Origin of the sequence: Marinobacterium zhoushanense (assembly GCF_014641945.1) — a bacterium.
Taxonomy (GTDB): Bacteria; Pseudomonadota; Gammaproteobacteria; order Pseudomonadales; family Balneatricaceae; genus Marinobacterium_D; species Marinobacterium_D zhoushanense.
This window is the reverse complement of record NZ_BMIJ01000009.1, coordinates 129353-146299: the sequence shown is the minus strand read 5'-3', so window position 1 is coordinate 146299 and position 16947 is coordinate 129353. Positions and strand designations below refer to the sequence as shown.

15 protein-coding genes are annotated in these 16947 nt (G+C 60.6%); 8 read left to right on the top strand and 7 right to left on the bottom strand.

What is annotated here, in order from left to right:
- The first annotated feature begins 139 nt into the window (after window positions 1-139).
- On the top strand, window positions 140-1687 hold the full coding sequence (gene ppx / locus IEX40_RS20155) for an exopolyphosphatase (protein WP_308421616.1): 1548 nt from the start codon (window positions 140-142) through the stop codon (window positions 1685-1687).
- 72 nt (window positions 1688-1759) lie between these two features.
- Here the strand turns inward: ppx and IEX40_RS20150 are convergent, their stop codons facing one another.
- A complete protein-coding gene (locus IEX40_RS20150; protein WP_268235824.1) occupies window positions 1760-3334 on the bottom strand; it encodes a phosphoenolpyruvate carboxykinase in 1575 nt (524 codons plus the stop codon).
- Between the two features lie 139 nt (window positions 3335-3473).
- On the bottom strand, window positions 3474-4349 hold the full coding sequence (gene hslO / locus IEX40_RS20145; protein ID WP_188751679.1) for an Hsp33 family molecular chaperone HslO: 876 nt from the start codon (window positions 4347-4349) through the stop codon (window positions 3474-3476).
- 133 nt (window positions 4350-4482) lie between these two features.
- Here hslO and IEX40_RS20140 point away from each other — a divergent pair, with 133 nt between their 5' ends.
- Entirely contained in the window at window positions 4483-5274 is a 792-nt protein-coding gene (locus IEX40_RS20140) for a phosphatase PAP2 family protein (protein ID WP_188751677.1), read from the top strand.
- Here the strand turns inward: IEX40_RS20140 and hslR are convergent, their stop codons facing one another.
- Complete coding sequence (gene hslR / locus IEX40_RS20135; protein WP_188751675.1) at window positions 5275-5679, bottom strand: ribosome-associated heat shock protein Hsp15; 405 nt, start codon at window positions 5677-5679, stop codon at window positions 5275-5277.
- Window positions 5672-6331 (bottom strand): GMP/IMP nucleotidase, encoded by a 660-nt coding sequence (gene yrfG, locus IEX40_RS20130; protein ID WP_188751673.1) that lies wholly within the window; start codon window positions 6329-6331, stop codon window positions 5672-5674. Before yrfG ends, hslR begins: the two co-directional genes overlap by 8 nt.
- 46 nt (window positions 6332-6377) lie before the next feature.
- On the opposite strand from yrfG, the gene nudE reads away from it, so the two are divergent.
- Window positions 6378-6941 carry an ADP compounds hydrolase NudE gene (gene nudE, locus IEX40_RS20125; protein ID WP_188751671.1) on the top strand — a complete coding sequence of 188 codons (564 nt, stop codon included), beginning with the start codon at window positions 6378-6380 and terminating at the stop codon, window positions 6939-6941.
- Here nudE and IEX40_RS20120 read toward each other — a convergent pair.
- Window positions 6938-7222: a hypothetical protein gene (locus IEX40_RS20120; protein ID WP_188751669.1), complete on the bottom strand. Its 285-nt coding sequence runs from the start codon at window positions 7220-7222 to the stop codon at window positions 6938-6940. The two genes, nudE and IEX40_RS20120, sit on opposite strands and share 4 nt — an antisense overlap.
- A gap of 250 nt (window positions 7223-7472) precedes the next feature.
- Here IEX40_RS20120 and IEX40_RS20115 point away from each other — a divergent pair, with 250 nt between their 5' ends.
- Window positions 7473-8054, top strand: coding sequence for a superoxide dismutase (locus IEX40_RS20115; protein WP_188751667.1), 582 nt, complete (start codon window positions 7473-7475; stop codon window positions 8052-8054).
- A 28-nt stretch (window positions 8055-8082) separates the two neighbouring features.
- Here the strand turns inward: IEX40_RS20115 and IEX40_RS20110 are convergent, their stop codons facing one another.
- Window positions 8083-8706 carry an arylesterase gene (locus tag IEX40_RS20110; protein ID WP_229680863.1) on the bottom strand — a complete coding sequence of 208 codons (624 nt, stop codon included), beginning with the start codon at window positions 8704-8706 and terminating at the stop codon, window positions 8083-8085.
- Window positions 8707-8841: 135 nt separating this feature from the next.
- Here IEX40_RS20110 and IEX40_RS20105 point away from each other — a divergent pair, with 135 nt between their 5' ends.
- The 4 genes from IEX40_RS20105 (at window position 8842) to IEX40_RS20090 (ending at window position 13868) form a co-directional block, all read left to right on the top strand.
- Window positions 8842-9531 carry an ABC transporter ATP-binding protein gene (locus tag IEX40_RS20105; protein WP_188751664.1) on the top strand — a complete coding sequence of 230 codons (690 nt, stop codon included), beginning with the start codon at window positions 8842-8844 and terminating at the stop codon, window positions 9529-9531.
- 2 nt (window positions 9532-9533) lie between these two features.
- Window positions 9534-12017, top strand: coding sequence for an ABC transporter permease (locus tag IEX40_RS20100; RefSeq protein ID WP_188751662.1), 2484 nt, complete (start codon window positions 9534-9536; stop codon window positions 12015-12017).
- Window positions 12018-12116: 99 nt separating this feature from the next.
- Complete coding sequence (locus IEX40_RS20095; RefSeq protein ID WP_188751660.1) at window positions 12117-12368, top strand: hypothetical protein; 252 nt, start codon at window positions 12117-12119, stop codon at window positions 12366-12368.
- Between the two features lie 117 nt (window positions 12369-12485).
- A complete protein-coding gene (locus IEX40_RS20090; protein WP_229680862.1) occupies window positions 12486-13868 on the top strand; it encodes a sensor domain-containing diguanylate cyclase in 1383 nt (460 codons plus the stop codon).
- Between the two features lie 36 nt (window positions 13869-13904).
- On the opposite strand, the gene IEX40_RS20085 is transcribed toward IEX40_RS20090, so the two are convergent.
- Window positions 13905-16796 (bottom strand): DUF748 domain-containing protein, encoded by a 2892-nt coding sequence (locus IEX40_RS20085; RefSeq protein ID WP_188751648.1) that lies wholly within the window; start codon window positions 16794-16796, stop codon window positions 13905-13907.
- Window positions 16797-16947 lie beyond the last annotated feature (151 nt).

The window sequence follows — 16947 nt, the reverse complement described above, 5'->3', positions numbered from 1 at the left end:
ACGCCCAATGCAGGGTTTTTGCGCCTGCACCAACGAATAAGTTCTGGTAATCTTTCGCTCTCGCACCCCGCGCAGGCCAGCAATGCCGGCCGCTTTGGGCTGCTGTCTGTACAGAGATCCGGCGACGCACCGGAGTGGAGTGAAGCAGCAAACGGAGATCCGCCACAGCATGCTCGAACAGGATAAAACTGCGGATAGCGGCCAGCAGGACAAATTGATGGCGGCGATCGATCTGGGCTCCAACAGTTTTCACATCGTCGTAGCCCGCGTCGCTGACGGCGAGCTCAAACCTATCGATGTGATGTCGGAGAAGGTGCAGCTCGGCGCCGGGCTCGATGCCAACAGTTATCTCAGTGAAGAGGCTCAGCAGCGGGGGCTGGAGTGCCTGAGCCGATTCGCGCAACGGGTATCGGAGCTTCCGCGCAGCGCGATCCGCGTGGTCGCTACCAATGCCCTGCGCGAGGCAAAAAACCGCACCGAGTTCATCACCCGCGCACAACGGGTGATGGGCACACCGATCGAGGTGATCGCCGGTCGCGAGGAAGCCCGCCTGGTCTACCTTGGCGTTGCCCATACCCTGGCCGATGATAATGACCGCCGTCTGGTCATCGACATTGGCGGCGGCAGCACCGAGTTCATCATCGGCTCCCGCTTCGAACCGCTGAAGCTGGAAAGCCTGCATATGGGCTGCGTCAGCTACACTCAGCGTTTCTTCGCCGACGGCAACATCAGCCAGAGCGCATTCGATTCGGCACGTACCGCCGCCGCCCGTGAGCTCCTCGCCATCCGACGCGATTACCGGCGTTTAAGCTGGGACAGCACGATCGGCTCATCCGGTACCGCCAAAGCGGTGCGTCAGGCCTGTATCACGCTAAATATGGGCGACCAGATCACCTATAAGGGGCTGATCGCGGCAAAAGAGCGCCTGATTAGCTTCGGCCATACGGACAAGATCGATATCGAAGGCGTCAAGCCGACGCGTCGTGCGTTGCTGCCGGCCGGCGTTGCCATCCTGCTCGCCATCTTCGAACTGCTCGGCATTGAGACGATGGATTATTCCGACGGAGCCCTGCGTGAGGGGTTGCTGTACGACATGGCGGGCCGCCTGCGCCATGAGGATGTGCGCGAACGTACCATCAAGGCGCTGAAAAAGCGCTACCATGTCGACGCCGGTCATTCGCAACGAATCGAGGCCAGCGCCCTGTACCTGCTTGCCCAGGTGCGCCAGGCGTGGGGCCTGGAGGAGGACGAATTTCACGATATGCTGAGCTGGGCCGCACGCACCCATGAGATCGGCCTGACCATCGCCCACACCCAGTTCCACAAACACAGCGCCTACCTGCTGCAGCACTCTGACCTGCCGGGCTTCACCAATACCGAACAGCAGCTGCTTGCCTTTCTCGTGCGCGGCCACCGTCGCAAGTTCCCCAAGGAGGAGTACCGCCTGCTGCCCGAGTCGCGCCAGTGCAGCTATCGCAAGCTCTGCCTGCTGCTGCGCCTGGCGGTGATCCTGCATCGCAGCCGCAGCTCTGCCCGCCTACCGGCAATTGAACTGAGGGTCGACGATAAATTACTCAACCTGCGCTTTCCGACCGGTTGGCTCGACCACTATCCACTGACCCGTGCCGACCTCGATAACGAGGCGGATTACCTGCGTGCCATCGGTTTCGAACTGAAGATCCAGTGACGCCTCGGCCTGCGGCAGAAACAAAAACGCCCCGTTGACACGGGGCGTTTTTGTTTGCATTTGGGTCGCAGCTTACAGCTGCGGACCCGCGACCACGATCGCTTCGGAGATACCGTCGAACTTCTTGAAGTTGTTAACGAACTGCTCGATCAGCTTCGCCGCTGCCGCATCGTATGCGGCCGGGTCGGCCCAGGTCTTGCGCGGATTCAGCAGAGCGGCATCGACGCCCGGCACTTCCAGCGGTACCGACAGATTGATACCCGACAGGTGCTCGGTCTCGCAGCTCTTCAATGCCCCGCTCTGGATCGCGCTGATGATGCCGCGCGTGGTGGGGATGCTGAAGCGCTCACCGGTACCGTAGGAACCGCCGGTCCAACCGGTGTTGACCAGGTAGACGCGGGAACCGAACTCTTCGATACGCTTGATCAGCAGATCGGCATAGACATGTGCCGGACGCGGGAAGAAGGGCGCACCGAAGCAGGTGGAGAAGGTGGACTTGATACCACCGCCAGAACCCATCTCGGTGGAACCGACCAGCGCGGTGTAGCCGGACAGGAAGTGGTATGCCGCTGCTTCCTTGGTCAACACCGATACCGGCGGCAGAACCCCGGTCAGGTCGCAGGTCAGGAAGACGATGGAATCGGGCTCGCCACCCATGTTGGTCGCCGAGCGCTTGTCGACGTGCTCAAGCGGGTAGGCGCAGCGGCCGTTCTCGGTCAGATGGGTATCGTTGTAGTCGGCATGACGCTTGGCGTCCAGGTGCACGTTTTCAACGATGGCACCAAAACGGATGGCGTCCCAGATGATCGGCTCGTTCTTTTTGCTCAGGTTGATGGTTTTGGCGTAACAGCCACCCTCCAGGTTGAACACCACGCCCTTGCCCCAGCCGTGCTCATCGTCACCGATCAGGTAACGGGTCGGATCGGCGGAGAGGGTGGTTTTACCGGTACCGGACAGGCCGAAGAACAGGGTGGTGGAACCATCTTCACCGATATTCGCGGAGCAGTGCATCGGCAGCACATCCTTCTCCGGCAGCAGGAAGTTCTGCACCGAGAACATCGCCTTCTTCATCTCACCGGCGTAGCGCATACCGGCGATCAGCACCTTGCGCTTGGCAAAGTTCAGGATGACACAGCCATCGGAGTTGGTGCCGTCACGCTCCGGTACGCACTCGAAGCCGGATACGTTGAGGACCTGCCACTCTTCCTTACCCTTCGGGTTGTACTCGTGCGGACGGATGAACAGGTTCAGGCCGAACAGGTTCTGCCACGCGGTCTGGGTCGTCATCTCGACCGGCAGATAGTGGCTGGGGTCTGAACCGACGTGAACGTGAGACACGAAGTGTTCCTGGTCGGCTACATACGCCTGGACACGATCCCACAGGGCATCGAACTTGTCCGCATCAAACGGACGGTTGATGCTGCCCCAATCGATCGCATCGGCAGTGCTCGGCTCTTCAACGATATAGCGATCCATCGGAGAGCGTCCGGTGCGCTTGCCTGTGGTTACGACTAATGCGCCGGTGTCCGCCAGAACACCCTCATTGCGTGAGATCGCCTGTTCAACCAGCTCGGCCGGGGTCGGATTCACGTGTACGCGATTGACGTTTTCTGTGGTCATTACCTGATTCCCTTGGCTGCACGCCAAATTTACCTGAAAGCAATAAGTTCTATCGCGAGCCGGGTCCGACCCACGTTAATTGTTATTCTGGGGAGGCGCATTATCGCACATCTTCCCCGACAGCATAACCCGAAAGATTTCTCATTTCGGATAAGGCTGCCCGCCATTAGTGTACTTGTTCCGGCGCCTCCATGGGTCCGCCATTGCTGAACAGCGCTTTGATATCCGCGGAGTCGAAACGGTAGAGTTCATTGCAGAAGTGACAGCTCACTTCGATCACCCCGCCGTGCTCCTGCGCCAGTCCAAGCAGCTCCTCTTCGGTCATCATCTGCAGGGCGTGGGCACTGCGCGAGCGGGTGCAGTCACACTTGAACTGCAACGGCTCGGGTTCATAGAGTCGGCACTGCTCTTCATGGAACAGACGGAACAGCATGGTCTCGTTATCCAGCTCCAGCAGTTCCTCATCACGCAAGGTCGACGCCAGCATACCGATCCGCTGCCAATCGTCGTCGCCGGTTCCCGCGGCCGGCAGAACCTGCAGCAGCATGCCAGCCGCACGCTGGCCATCCGCGGCGAGCTTGATCGTGGTACCCAGCTGTTCCGACTGGCGGAAATAGCTCTCCAGACAGTCGGCCAGCGTGGCGCCCTCGAGCGGCACCACACCCTGATAGCGTTGACCATCATCCGGTTCGATAGTCAGCGCCAGGCGGCCGTTGACCAGCAGTTCATTGAATGCCGCCGCGTCATCGATCTCGCCGTCAAAACGGGCGATGGCGCGCAGTTCATGGTGGTGGCGACACTCGGCCATCAGTACCCGCAGCGCACCCTCCCCCTGGGCCTGCAGCAGCAAGCGGCCTTCGAATTTGAGATTGGAGCTGAGCAGACTGACGGCAGCCAGCATCTCGCCCAGCACGCGCTGAATTACCGGCGGATAACTGGCGCGGGACAGTACCTCCCGGTAGCTTTCCTCCACCCGCGCCACCACGCCACGGACATCGATCTGGTCAAAAAGAATACGCTGGATCTGATCGCTGTTACTCACATCTCACCTATAAAAAGGCCTGTCAAAAGAGGGCTGTTGCACGGAGCCCGGACCCGGCCTGCGGTTTGGACGCTGGAGCCGAAACTCGGGGATGTTTAGAATAAGGGACCAATTTTAACCGATTGAGCATTCGATGATCACCCCGCAAACTCTATTTTCCACCCGCTGGCACTGGCCCGGCCTCGTGCTTGGCCATGTCGTCGCTCTCCTGCTGCTGTTGAGCTACGTACTGCCTGCCGGACACAGCCTCTGGCAGTCTTGGGGCGCCAGCCTGTTCTATGCGTTGAACGGCACCCTGGAGAGCAACGGCCCCTGGACCTGGTTCTGGGCCTGGATGAACACCCGGGAGGTAGACGCCGCATCCGGTTTGTTGCTGCTGCTGTTCCTGACCTTTCCCCTGGTGCTGCCCAGAGAGCGACTGCAAACGGCCCTGTGCGGGTTTCTCAGCTTGATGATCCTGATGCTGCCTGCCCGTGAGTTGCTCAGCGAAGTCACCCAGTATTACGGCCTGAGCGGCCCCAGCCCGACACGGGTACTGGAGCCCGCCTATCTGTTCTCCGAGCTGCGCCCGGGCATTCCGGCCAAGGACAGCGCGTCGACCAGTTTCCCGGGCGATCACGCCAGCGTCCTGCTGATCTGGTTCGGTTTTCTGGCCGTCAACAGCCGTCACTGGATCAAGGGGCTGATCCTGGGCGCGATCACCCTGTGGCTGATCCTGCCGCGACTGATCGGCGGTGCCCACTGGTTTGCCGATGTGGCGGTCGGCGGTCTGGTGATGGCACTGGTCACGCTGAGCTGGGCCTTCGCTTCACCGCTGGCGTTCTGGTTGAACCGCGGCCTACAGAAGCTGATGACGCCGCTGTTCAGGCTGTGCGGGCGCATCCCGCTGTTCGGCCGGCTACCCTTTTTTGCCGCCAGCCGCTGACTAGAAATGCCCTTTGATGCGCAGTATCTCACGCCGGCTCTTCTTGTCCGGCCGATGATCGGGGCCGCTGCCCAGCTGTTTGCGCTCGGCGGCCCACTGTTCCCGGGCGCGGATGCTCTCCTCGGTCTCACGGTAGAGCTGCTGCGCCTCCGGCGCGCCGCGCCGTTGATCGGATAGCGCGATCACTTCCACGATTTTCTCTTCGTTGCCCTGGCGGATCTGCAGTTTGGCGCCGATCTCGACAACCTTGCTGCATTTGGTGCGCTGGCCATCGTAGTGCACCTTACCGCCCTCAATCATCGCCTTGGCGATCGCCCGGGTCTTGTAGAAACGCGCAGCCCAAAGCCATTTATCGAGACGTATCTTATGGTCATGCTCCTCGTGCTTATCCGCGTGCTTACTCATTCGGCGGCATTACCTCGGCAAAATCGGTTACAGCGTTGAATTCGGTTATCTCTCTCGCCGGCTGCTGACTATCCGGTTGCGCGATACAGAGCAGATGCGCGATACCAAACCGCCTGGCCGACTCCAGCACCGGCAGACTGTCATCAACCAGCAGTGTACGTTGCACATCGAACGGCTCTACCTCCTGCAGCATAGTCCAGAACCGGACATCCTCCTTGGGCAGGCCGAAGTCGTGCGAGCAGATCACCAGATCCACCAGTTGATCGATACCGGTGCGCTCCACCTTCAGGCTCAGGCTATCGCGATGTGCGTTGGTCACGATCAGCGTCCGCCGACCACTGAAGCGCAGTGCTGCCAGAAACTCCTCGACACCCGGACGATAACCGATACGATCCGCCACCTCCCGCTTCAGTTCGGCCACGGGAAGATCGAGTTCGCGACTCCAGTAATCGAGACAGTACCAGTTCAATGAGCCACGTTCGGTCATGATTCGCTCGATCAGCGGGCCCCGCGACCGCTCAGGGTCCAGGCCGTGACGTTCGGCATAGCGTTGGGGCAGAAACTCGAGCCAGAAGTGGGAGTCGAAGTGCAGGTCGAGCAGAGTACCGTCCATGTCGAGCAGAACGGTATCCACAGCTTGCCAATCCAGCATAATCAGGGAACACTCAGATGTGGATAGAGATCAACGGAATACGAGTATGCCGACAAAGCCCGAAATTTTGAAGGTCACTCCGGTCTCGGAGAGCAGGCTGTTCCAGGTCGAAGCACTGGACCTGAGGTTCAGCAACGGCGTCGAGCGGCGGTTCGAGCGATTGGCCCTGCGTGGTCACGGTGCGGTGATGGTGGTGGCGCTCGATGCGGACAACAACATCCAACTTATCCGCGAATACGCCGCCGGACTGCACGACTATGTACTCACCCTGCCCAAGGGGCTGATCGACGCCGGCGAGACGCCGCTGGAAGCTGCCAATCGCGAACTCCAGGAGGAGGTCGGGTTCGGTGCACGTCAAATGGTCCTGCTGAAGAATCTGTCGTCCGCGCCCAACTACATGGGACACAGCATGAATGTGATCCTGGCCCGTGACCTTTACCCGAGCAAGCTCGAAGGCGACGAGCCGGAACCACTGGAACGGGTGCCCTGGCCGTTCGACAACATTGAAGAGCTGATCGTGCGCGATGACTTCTCCGAGGGCAGGGCGATCGCGGCCCTCTATCTGGCGCGCCACTGGCTCAGCCAGGAGTCAGAAACGGCAGACGCCTAATCGGGATTACGGCACGCCAGAGTGCCCGCCATCACGGTCCGATTAACCTTGTCGGCGAAGACCGGGTCGGTGATTTGTGTATCCATGATCCGCTGTACCTCCTGATCGCTGAAGCGTTCGTGGACGTAATCGGACAGACAGCTGCACTGCGCCTCGCTGGCATTGCCGGAGGCCACGCAGCCGTCACGGAACGGGGTCCAGGTCTTGGAGGTCAAGAACTGGGATTTAACCAGATAGATGGCCAGCAACACCGCACCCATCCACAGAAACACCTTACCCATAGGTTGGAACCTTGTAATTGTTATCGAGGTCCCCATTCTATGTAGACTCAGGCGGTGTTTCAGCTAACTTTAGTAGCAGACGAGACGGTAATAACACTACAGTCTGTGCCATGATTCTGACCCATAAAGGGTGCTATGATCTGCGAACCGCCGAGGGTGAGCGAAGAACAAACCCGGTTTTATGCTTGAAAGCCCAGGCACAGAAGTCCTACGGCTTTCGAAACCTGTCAAACATATAAGGTGAAATACTATGAGCTTTGAACTGCCAGCACTGCCTTACGCAAAGGATGCTCTGGAGCCGCACATCTCCACCGAAACCCTGGAATTCCACCACGGCAAGCACCACAACACCTACGTTGTGAAGCTGAACGGCATGGTTCCGGGCACTGAGTTCGAAGGCAAGTCTCTGGAAGAGATCATCAAGACCGCTCCGGCCGGCCCCGTGTTCAACAACGCAGCCCAGATCTGGAACCACACTTTCTACTTCAACTGCCTGGCACCGAACGCCGGCGGCGCGCCGACCGGTGCCATCGCCGATGCGATCAACGCCAAGTGGGGCTCTTTCGAGAAGTTCCAGGAGGAGTTCAACGACAAGGCGGTGAACAACTTCGCCTCCTGCTGGACCTGGCTGGTCAAGAATGCTGACGGCTCCATCGAGATCGTCAACACCAGCAACGCCGGCACTCCGATGACCAGCGGCCAGACTGCGCTGCTGACCGTGGACCTGTGGGAACACGCCTACTACATCGACTACCGCAACGTGCGTCCGGACTACCTGAAAGGCTTCTGGGCCCTGGTGAACTGGGATTTCGTGAACCAGAACTTCGCGTAAGTTCAGGTTTGACGATTGAAAAGGCGCCTCAGGGCGCCTTTTCCGTTTCCATCTGCTGCTCCAGCAGCGGCTGCAGGCCGGACCAGACCGTATCCAGCAATCGCGGTTGGGCTTCGGCCCTGGGATGGTAACCGTCATCCTGCATCAGGTCCCAATCCTCGGCGACACCCGCGAGCAGAAAGGGCACCAGCGTAACCTGCTTCTCTCTTGCCACCTCGGCAAACAGTTCGAAAAACGCCTGAGTGTATTGGGGCCCGTAGTTTGGCGGCAGACGGTTACCGATCAGTAGCACTCGGGCACCTGCCTGCTGCGCCTGATCCACCATCTGTTGCAGATTGCGCCGCACGATATCCAGCGGCGTACCGCGCAGTCCGTCATTGGCCCCCAGCTCAATCATGACGATCGCCGGCTGATGCGCAGCCAGCAGCCCCGGCAGGCGGGACAGGCCGCCGCTGGTGGTTTCGCCGCTGACACTGGCATTCACCACGTCAAGATCCAGACGCGCCTGCTCCACGCGCTGACGCAACAGGCTTACCCAGCCCTGCTCGAGCGGAATGCCGTAGGCCGCCGACAGGCTATCGCCGAGCACCAGCACGGAACCGGCAGATACGGGGCTCGATAGCAGCACCAGCATAAAGATCACTATTCGCATCGTCGGTGTCCTGTTATTGCTAAATTAGATATTGCATCGGTTAGAACCTTTCAACGCCTCTACGTTCCTACCAAAGGTGGTGATCCGAACGATAGAGTTTCGCGTAGAACCGCTAATAGGCCAGTAAGGAGCGATATGGATCAGTCTACCCTCAGTCCGACAATGATCGAAGCGCAGGCGCTCAGTAAGCATTTCGACACCGAAGCGGGTCGCGTGGATCTGTTTACCGGGATCGACCTGGTAGTCACCCGCGGCGAAAGCCTGGCCGTTATCGGCCGCTCCGGGGCCGGAAAATCCACCCTGCTCAGTTTGCTCGCCGGTCTCGATACGCCGAGCAGCGGCAGCGTCAGCATAGATGGCCATCGGATCGAAACCCTGGATGACCGGCAACGCGCCGACTTGCGTGCCCGCAAGATCAGTTTCATCTTTCAGTCCTTCCACCTGCTGCCTGAGCTAACCGCTCTGGACAACGTTCGCCTTCCGCTGGAGATACGCGGGGCCGAGAATCCGAAACACGATGCCCGGCAATGGCTGGACGAAGTGGGTCTTGGCGAGCGCACGGACCACTACCCATCACAGCTGTCGGGCGGCGAACAGCAGCGCGTTGCCATCGCCCGCGCCTTTGCCACCCGCCCCAGCCTGCTGTTCGCCGACGAGCCCACCGGCAACCTGGATGAAGAGACCGGTCGCACCATTATCGACCAGCTGTTTCGACTCAACGCCCAACAGGGCACGACGCTGATCCTGATCACGCACGATTCGGAACTGGCCATGCGCTGCCAACGGCGCCTGCGTCTGCACAACGGCGCCCTGACGGAGGTATAAGGATGTCGCTATTACCTCGCCTCGCCCTACGCCAGTTACGCAGCCAGTTGCGTACCACCGAGTGGCGGGCGCTGCTGCTGGCCACTTGGATCGCGATCACCCTGACCACACTGCTGACCCTGCTCGGCGATCGCCTTGAGCGGGGACTGCTGCGCGAGAGCGCCAATCTGCTCGGCGCCGACCTGGTGTTGAGCAGCAGCCGTCCACTGGACAATGACCGGCTCGCCAGTATCGCCACGCAGGATGTGCAGACGACCCGGGTGGTGCAGTTCCCGAGCATGATTTCCGATCCGGCATCGACCGAAACCCCGCCTATGCTGGTGTCGGTGCGTGCCGCCGATACGCCCTACCCGCTGCGCGGCGAGATCGTCACGCAACCCGTGCAAAATCAGGCACTGCCCGACAAGGGTGAGGCCTGGGTAGAGGCACGGATACTGGAACAACTGGAGCTGGAGATAGGCGATCTGCTGCAGCTGGGCTACAGCCAATTCAGGATCAGCGCTGAACTGATCAGCTCACCGGACCGGGGCAGCGGATTCCGCAGTTTCAGCCCCCAGTTGCTGATCAACCGCAGCGACCTGGACGCCAGCGGCGTACTGGCACCCGGCAGCCGCGCCAACTTCCGCCTGCTAATGGCCGGCTCACCAGAACAGATCGCCGCACTGGAAGCAGAGTTGGATCCGACCCTGGCCGACTATGAGCGCCTGCTGTCGCTGCGCCTGGATCAGCCGCTCACCGGCAACACCCTGGGCAACGCGTTGGCCTATCTCAAGCTTGCCGCACTGACTGCGCTGTTGCTATCGGCGCTGACTATCCTGCTCAGTCTGCGCCGGTTCAGCCAGAAGCAGTACACACGCAGTGCCCTGCTGCTCAACCTGGGACTCAACTCTGAGCAGCTGTTGCGCATCTACCTGTACCAGTTGCTGATCGCCTGGGGCGCACTCGCGTTGCTCGGCCTGGCCAGCGCCGCCAGCCTCGACTCGCTGGTGCAGGGCTGGTTGAGTACGCTACTGCCGCAGCAGCTGCCCGATGCAACGCCGCTCGCCTGGCTCAGCGGCCCCGCGCTGGGCCTGGTGATGCTGATCCTGCTCGGACTGCCACCGATACTCTCGCTGTCGCGGGTGCCCGTGGCCCACCTGCTGCGCGGCGACACCCCGCCCCAGGATCGGCGTGCCCGGCTACTGCAGATCAGTTGCGTACTGCTGCTGGCGCTTACACTGCTGCTGTTCCTGCGGGCACCGATTGCGGCACTGATCCTGCTGGCGCTGCTGCTGGTGGGCGGTGTGCTGTTCGGCTATATCGCTCAGGCGATACTGACCCGGGTAGCGGAACCTCTGGCCCGCCGCCTGTTACTGGGCCGTCTGCTGCGGCTGAGACTGCGCCAACAACGTCGGTGGCACCGCTTGCAGTCGGCGGTAATCGTGTTGCTGCTAACCCTGCTCGCGGTGGTCTGGATCAGCCGCGCCGACCTGCTGAGCGAGTGGCGTGCGAAGTTTCCGACCGACACACCCAACTACTTCGTAATCAACATTCAGCCCTGGCAGAGGTCAGACCTGGACAGTTTTATGCAGGCGAACGCCATCGACAGTGCGCTCTACCCGATGATCCGCGGTCGACTCAATCAGCTGAACGGCAAGCCGATCCGTCCACAGCTGACACCGGATCAGCTCGGTGACAACACGCTACGCCGCGAATTGAACCTGAGCTGGGCACTCAACAAGCCAGAGCACAATGAACTGTTGAACGGTAGCTGGTGGAGTAGCACCCCGGAGCAGCCGCAGATCTCGGTGGAACAGGACATGATGGAGGACCTCGGGCTGAAACTGGGTGACCGCCTCGGTTTCGATATCGGTGGCCAGCAGGTGGACGCCGAGATCACCAGTATCCGCGGCGTCGAGTGGACCTCCTTCAGGCCCAACTTCTATGTCATTTTCAGCCCCGGGGCGCTGGAGTCCTACCCTTCAACCTGGATCACCAGCTTCCGCCTTGAGGGCGAGCGCAAGCGCTTGGCCACGGAGATGCTGCAGCAGTTCCCGTCGCTGACCCTGGTCGATATCGACCAACTGCTGAGCCAGCTCGCCACCTGGCTGAAACGACTTGGCGACAGCTCGGCCATGGTACTGGGGCTGACGCTGGTCTGTGGGCTGATCCTGATGGCGGTGACACTGCTGCAGGCCCTGGAGCAGCGCCGTTTCGAAGCCGCTTTGATGCAGACGCTGGGCGCCAGTGGCGAGCAGACCCGCCGGCTGGACCTGCTCGAGTTCCTGCTGTTGGGGTTGGTCTGTGGCCTGCTGGCCGGGTTGAGTGCGGAACTGACCCTGGCCGGGTTGCACTTGGCGTTATTGGACGTCGACCCCAAACTTCATCCCTGGCTTTGGGTCACGCTGCCGGCACTCTCCTCGGCATTCTTCGTCCTGACCGGCTTTCTGATCCGTCGCCCGTTGCAGCTGGATCAGTGCTACCGGCTACTCAGATCACAGAGCTAGGAGCGCGACGAGGGAATCCCCTTCTGCCCAAGCGGATGACAGGGTATGGCGGCGCTCGTATGATCACAACTGGAACAGCGCCCGCTCACGCCAAGGAGCATGGAAGATGACGACATCGATCGCTGGAGCACCGATCTGGATCCGCCAGGCCACAGACGGACTGCAAGCCGTCCGCTGAACATACGAACGGCAGCACACAGGAAAGTCCGGGCAATTTTTTATCTGCTCGACATCCCGACTAAGACAGAGTTGTGGCAATATCCAAGGAAGATCATCAACTGGCCAATGATGATCTCGGCAAACGGAGCTGCCATAATCGGCGGCAGTGACACCGGTGAACTGTTTTTCTAGGGAACGACTGGCTGACAGCCGAGATACGACATGCGCCATGATATGAAACCGGCAACGCCTTCTCATACCGGGGGCACGCGACTGACTGCGAATCGATTAGATCTCGGTGCTTGGTTATTGTCTCTGGGTTTTGTCGGCGCTTGGCTGGCGGTCTGGGCGCTGGGGCTGCTGGTCGAGTACACCAGTCACGCCAGCGTCTGGTTTCCCGCCGCGGGCATGACCTTTGCCGGACTGCTGGTGATCGGCAGCCGGGTCATCCCCCACATTATGCTCTGCGCGGTCATCAGCACCATCTGGACCAACTATCAGTATCAGCTCAACCTGGCTCCCGGACCGCTGCTGGTTGCAGGGCTGGTGTTTGGCGTGACGCATATTACGCCCTACTATCTGGGCGCGCGTCTATTACGCTACCTGGCCAATCACCGGGAACTCCAGCTCTACCACCTGATCATCAGTTTTCTGCTGGTCGCCGCGCTGTCCTCACTACTGACGGTGTTCGCCGTCCTCCAAGGCCTGATACTCACCGACATGATGCCCGCCGACGACCTGGCGAGCACCTGGTTCCCGTTCTGGATCGGAGACATGGCCGGCGTACTCGTTATGGGTCCACTCTTTGTCAGCCTGTTGACCCTGGTCTACCCGACACCCAAATTCTGGGTCGGCAACCTGCACAGCTTTGCCCACGAGCAGGCGTCCAAGCGCTTCGTCTATAAATTGGCGTTAAGCGCGGTATTACTGCTTGCGACCCTGGCGCTGGCAGCTGCTGTCCGCACCCAGGAAGCCGCCTTCGCGGTCTTCTTCCTGATCATTCCGCAGATGTGGATTACCTATACCGAAAGCCCGGTCCGGACCGTGATCAGTGTCGCGCTCGGGAGCTTTCTTATTGCCCTGGGTGTCAACCTGTTTGGCTTGATGGACTACGTCATGGTGTATCAGTTCGCCATCACCGTAATTGCCGCCAGTGCTTTCTTTGGCCTGTCGGTGCCGACACTGATCGCGGACAATCAACAGTTACGAAAAAGGGTGCTGGTGGATGGCCTGACAGGTGCGGCCTCCCGTCACTTTTTACTCAGCCAGTCCAGGATCGAGTTACAGCGTTGCGCGCGGGACAAGCAGTCTTTTTCGCTGATCGTGCTCGATGTCGACGATTTCAAGGCGGTCAATGACCGTTTCGGCCACGTAATTGGCGACAAGGCTCTGATTACCGTTTGCGATACCGTGCGCGGCAGCCTGCGCGCGACCGATACACTTGGACGTTACGGCGGCGATGAGTTTGTTATCCTGCTACCGGCAACCTCTTTGCAAGGCGCCTTGCAAAAGGCGGAGCATCTGCGCGCCGAGGTGCTGCAGATCAAGCTTAAGCAAGGGCTCAAACTCTCCTGCAGTTTCGGCGTCGCCGAGGCGGAACCCGGCGATGACTTCGCCGCGCTGTTCAACCGGGCCGACCAAAATCTGTATCGCGCAAAGTCTCGTGGCAGAAACCAGGTCGCCTCCTTCTGATCCTCGCGAATCGATATTTGAGTCGGTAACGGACGGCTAGAGCGCCGGCTCCACTCGCGGCAAGCCCTCCTTATCGACCTGTGCGTAACAGAGGAACAGGCGATCGGCCGACACATCGTCTTGCAGCCGCTGCTTGAGCAACTCCGCGCGGGCGTTGGCCAGCTGTTGCAAGCGGCTGTCGAGCTCTGCCGCCAGCACCTCTGCTTCCAAGGGTTTATCGCGTTTCGCGTTTTCTTCGGCCAGTGCCTTGTCCAACACGCTGCGGTCCTCAGCCACGCTAATGCCGCAGAGGTTCAACCTCAACCCATCTCGCGCGTTCATCAGCTCGGTCAGTTTGGCCAGGTAACCATCCACATCCCCTTTGGGCATCTCGCTACCGGGCTCGAACAGCACCGGTTCGAGCCGGATGAAAGCGCCGGTCTGGCTCGCCTCGATCGCGCTCTGGGCCAGCGAGATAAGCGCTCCATACGGCTGCATCGCTTGTAGCAGATAGCTCATCACTCCCTGTTTCACCCCTTTGCCGGCGATACGTTTGATGATGCTTTGATAGTCGAACTCCGGGTCGTCCAGCGAGCCGCTGACCGGCACATCGAGGTCAATATTGTCATCGTCATCCTGCAACACCGCAACCGCAGTACCCAGGGGCATCGAGATCTGTTGCTGAAACTTGCCCACCTGCGCCTGATCCACCGGATCGACCTCGAGGCGGTTGAGTCGGATATGGTTACTGCCGTCCAGCTGATCCTGCTCCAGCGCACCGTCAAGTTTCAGGTTGAGCTGGCCGTTCTTGAGGAAGTAACCGGTGTACTTGATGCTGTAAGGGCTCAGACTGGGCAGGTCCATCCCCACGAGCTGCGCACTCCAGTGCCCGCTGCGTGGCGAGCCGATCAGGTTGACCGCCCCCTCCGCTGTCAGTTTTGCGAAGCGGTTAACCTGAGCCGACAGGGCAAACTCGCTCTGCGCATCGCCTGCGGTATCGATCGCGTTGATATTCGCCCTGTCGATCGCCAGCAGGGCGCTGAACACCGGTTTGGTAGAGCGGTCGGTGAAGCGCAACTGGCTGTCACCGGCCAGCACCAGCTCGTCGATACGGATTCGAAACGCCTCGCCCTGTTCGGCTGCAGTGGCTGGATCCTCCGCTGCCGGCTGGCCTTGGCCACTCGCCCCGCCCAGAGCCTCGAGCTGCTGCTGCAGCGCCTGGATATCCACCGGCACCATCTGCTCGTTCAGGGTCAGTACGCCATCCAATCCGCTCAGGTCGACACGATCGATCTGCAGTTGCTGCTGATCCAGCATCAACCTTTGCACCCCCAACCCGGCCAGTGCCAACAGCGGTTCGTCCCGTTCGGTACGCGCCAGCTCCAGCCCCTGGAACTGTGCACCGGAGAGCCCGACCTTAAGTGGCAGCGCCAGCTCCAGTTGCGCCAGTTTCAGCGACTCGAGCGCGGCCAGCGGTTTCTGCGCCACGCGGACATTCGTAGCGCCTGCGGTAATACCGGGTGCCTGCAGTCCAAGCTGACTGGATGTCAGGTCGTACCGGGCGCCCAGCTCACCCTCCAGACTGGATAGCGACAGCTCCAAAGCCTCGCCCTGGCGCAGGGTCAACGGTCCCAACGCCACCCGGGTGTTTTCCAGCTGCCAGCGCTGCAGCGCTTGGCTGCTCAACGCCGTATCAAGGTCCAGCCTGTCCAGTTGCAGGTCCAGGTTGTCACCCTGGGTCAGTACCAGTACGTCCAGGCGCAGTGCGTTCTGTCCGGACAGGTCGATAGCCGCTTGCTCACCCTGGGCCAAGCTCAACCGGGTATTACCGCGCCAGTCGGCTTGCGCCAGGCTCAGGTTCAGCCCCGGCTCGCCTTGCTGGATGAAATCCAGCCCGCCAGTCCCCAGCGCCCCATCCAGCGCCAGTGTCATTGCGGATTGCTCGGGCATGCTCAGCACTAGATCTCCTTGCCAGCCCAGCTGCTGTACCCTGAGCTCCTGCGCTGACTGCCCAAGCGCGATGCCCTTAGGCAGGTTCAACTTGCCGTTGATCTCGATACTGTCCGGGCGCAGCGTATCGAGACCGATGGTCGCCGCCCCCTGCCATTCGATGCGCTCGGAAGAAAAGTTCAACTCGGCATCCCGCCAGAGCAGTCCGCCAATGGAGATGGAACCCTCGGGCAGCAGGCTGATCCGCGGCCCATCGAGCTGCGCGCTGAGGCTTAAATCGGTGCTCAGCGTCGCATCCAGCTGAGGCACCAGATCGCCCAGAATAGGTTTCAGTTGCAGCTGGTCGATGCTGAGCTTCAGCTTGCCATGCTTCTGTGCCGGCAGAGGAACGGAGGTGGAGTCGAGCGCAAAAGGCGCACCGTTGATACGACCACTGAGGCTCAGCGTGGTCTCGATCTGCGGCTCCCAGAGGTAGATCGCACCGAGCCAGAGGTTATCCAGCTCCAGGCGATGCTCCTGCTGCTCCAGCGCCAGGCGCCAGTCGATGCCGTTCAACTGCAGGTTATCCAGCCCGAAGCTCCACCGACTGGCCTCGCCATCGTCGACGACAGGCTCCTCCGGCGTCGACCCGCTGGCCAGTTGGGTGAGATTGATCGGCCCCAACCACTGTTCGCTATCGCGCACAGCGACCCCTCCGCGCAATCCCTGCAGGTCCAGGCTGGTGACTCTGACCTGGCGCTGAAACAGCGAGCCATAGTCCAGCGTCAGCTGCAGCCGATCCAACTGCAACGGGTAGTAGCCTTCGCGCACAGCGCGCAAGCCACGCACCTGCACACGGCCGCTCAGGTAGTTGACGTCGAGGGTGTCCAGACGCGCATCGTCGACGCCCTGCTTATGGAGCCAGATCACCAGCTGGTCACGGACGATGTAGGGCGTGGTAAACAGCACCAGTACCACCAGCAGCAAGACAGCCGCACTCCATTTCATCCATCTAGTCACTACGCACTCTCCCGTCCTGCCAGTCGCTATGCCAGAGGCTTGGCACATCCCTCAGTGTAGCCCCAGCCTGGGGCGTTTCCGTTAATGCTTGCGTCGGAAGGTTGATACTCAGAACCCCGAAGCTCTGGTAAAATTCCGTCCCGCTCTATGC

Bases quoted from the DNA above. Each gene is read 5' to 3' on its own strand.
- IEX40_RS20140 (WP_188751677.1), top strand. From the start codon at position 4,483: ATGATCACCCCGCAAACTCTATTTTCCACCCGCTGGCACTGGCCCGGC.
- hslR (WP_188751675.1), bottom strand. From the start codon at position 5,679: ATGAGTAAGCACGCGGATAAGCACGAGGAGCATGACCATAAGATACGT.
- yrfG (WP_188751673.1), bottom strand. From the start codon at position 6,331: ATGCTGGATTGGCAAGCTGTGGATACCGTTCTGCTCGACATGGACGGT.
- nudE (WP_188751671.1), top strand. From the start codon at position 6,378: ATGCCGACAAAGCCCGAAATTTTGAAGGTCACTCCGGTCTCGGAGAGC.
- IEX40_RS20120 (WP_188751669.1), bottom strand. From the start codon at position 7,222: ATGGGTAAGGTGTTTCTGTGGATGGGTGCGGTGTTGCTGGCCATCTAT.
- IEX40_RS20115 (WP_188751667.1), top strand. From the start codon at position 7,473: ATGAGCTTTGAACTGCCAGCACTGCCTTACGCAAAGGATGCTCTGGAG.
- IEX40_RS20110 (WP_229680863.1), bottom strand. From the start codon at position 8,706: ATGCGAATAGTGATCTTTATGCTGGTGCTGCTATCGAGCCCCGTATCT.
- IEX40_RS20105 (WP_188751664.1), top strand. From the start codon at position 8,842: ATGGATCAGTCTACCCTCAGTCCGACAATGATCGAAGCGCAGGCGCTC.
- IEX40_RS20100 (WP_188751662.1), top strand. From the start codon at position 9,534: ATGTCGCTATTACCTCGCCTCGCCCTACGCCAGTTACGCAGCCAGTTG.
- IEX40_RS20095 (WP_188751660.1), top strand. From the start codon at position 12,117: ATGGAAGATGACGACATCGATCGCTGGAGCACCGATCTGGATCCGCCA.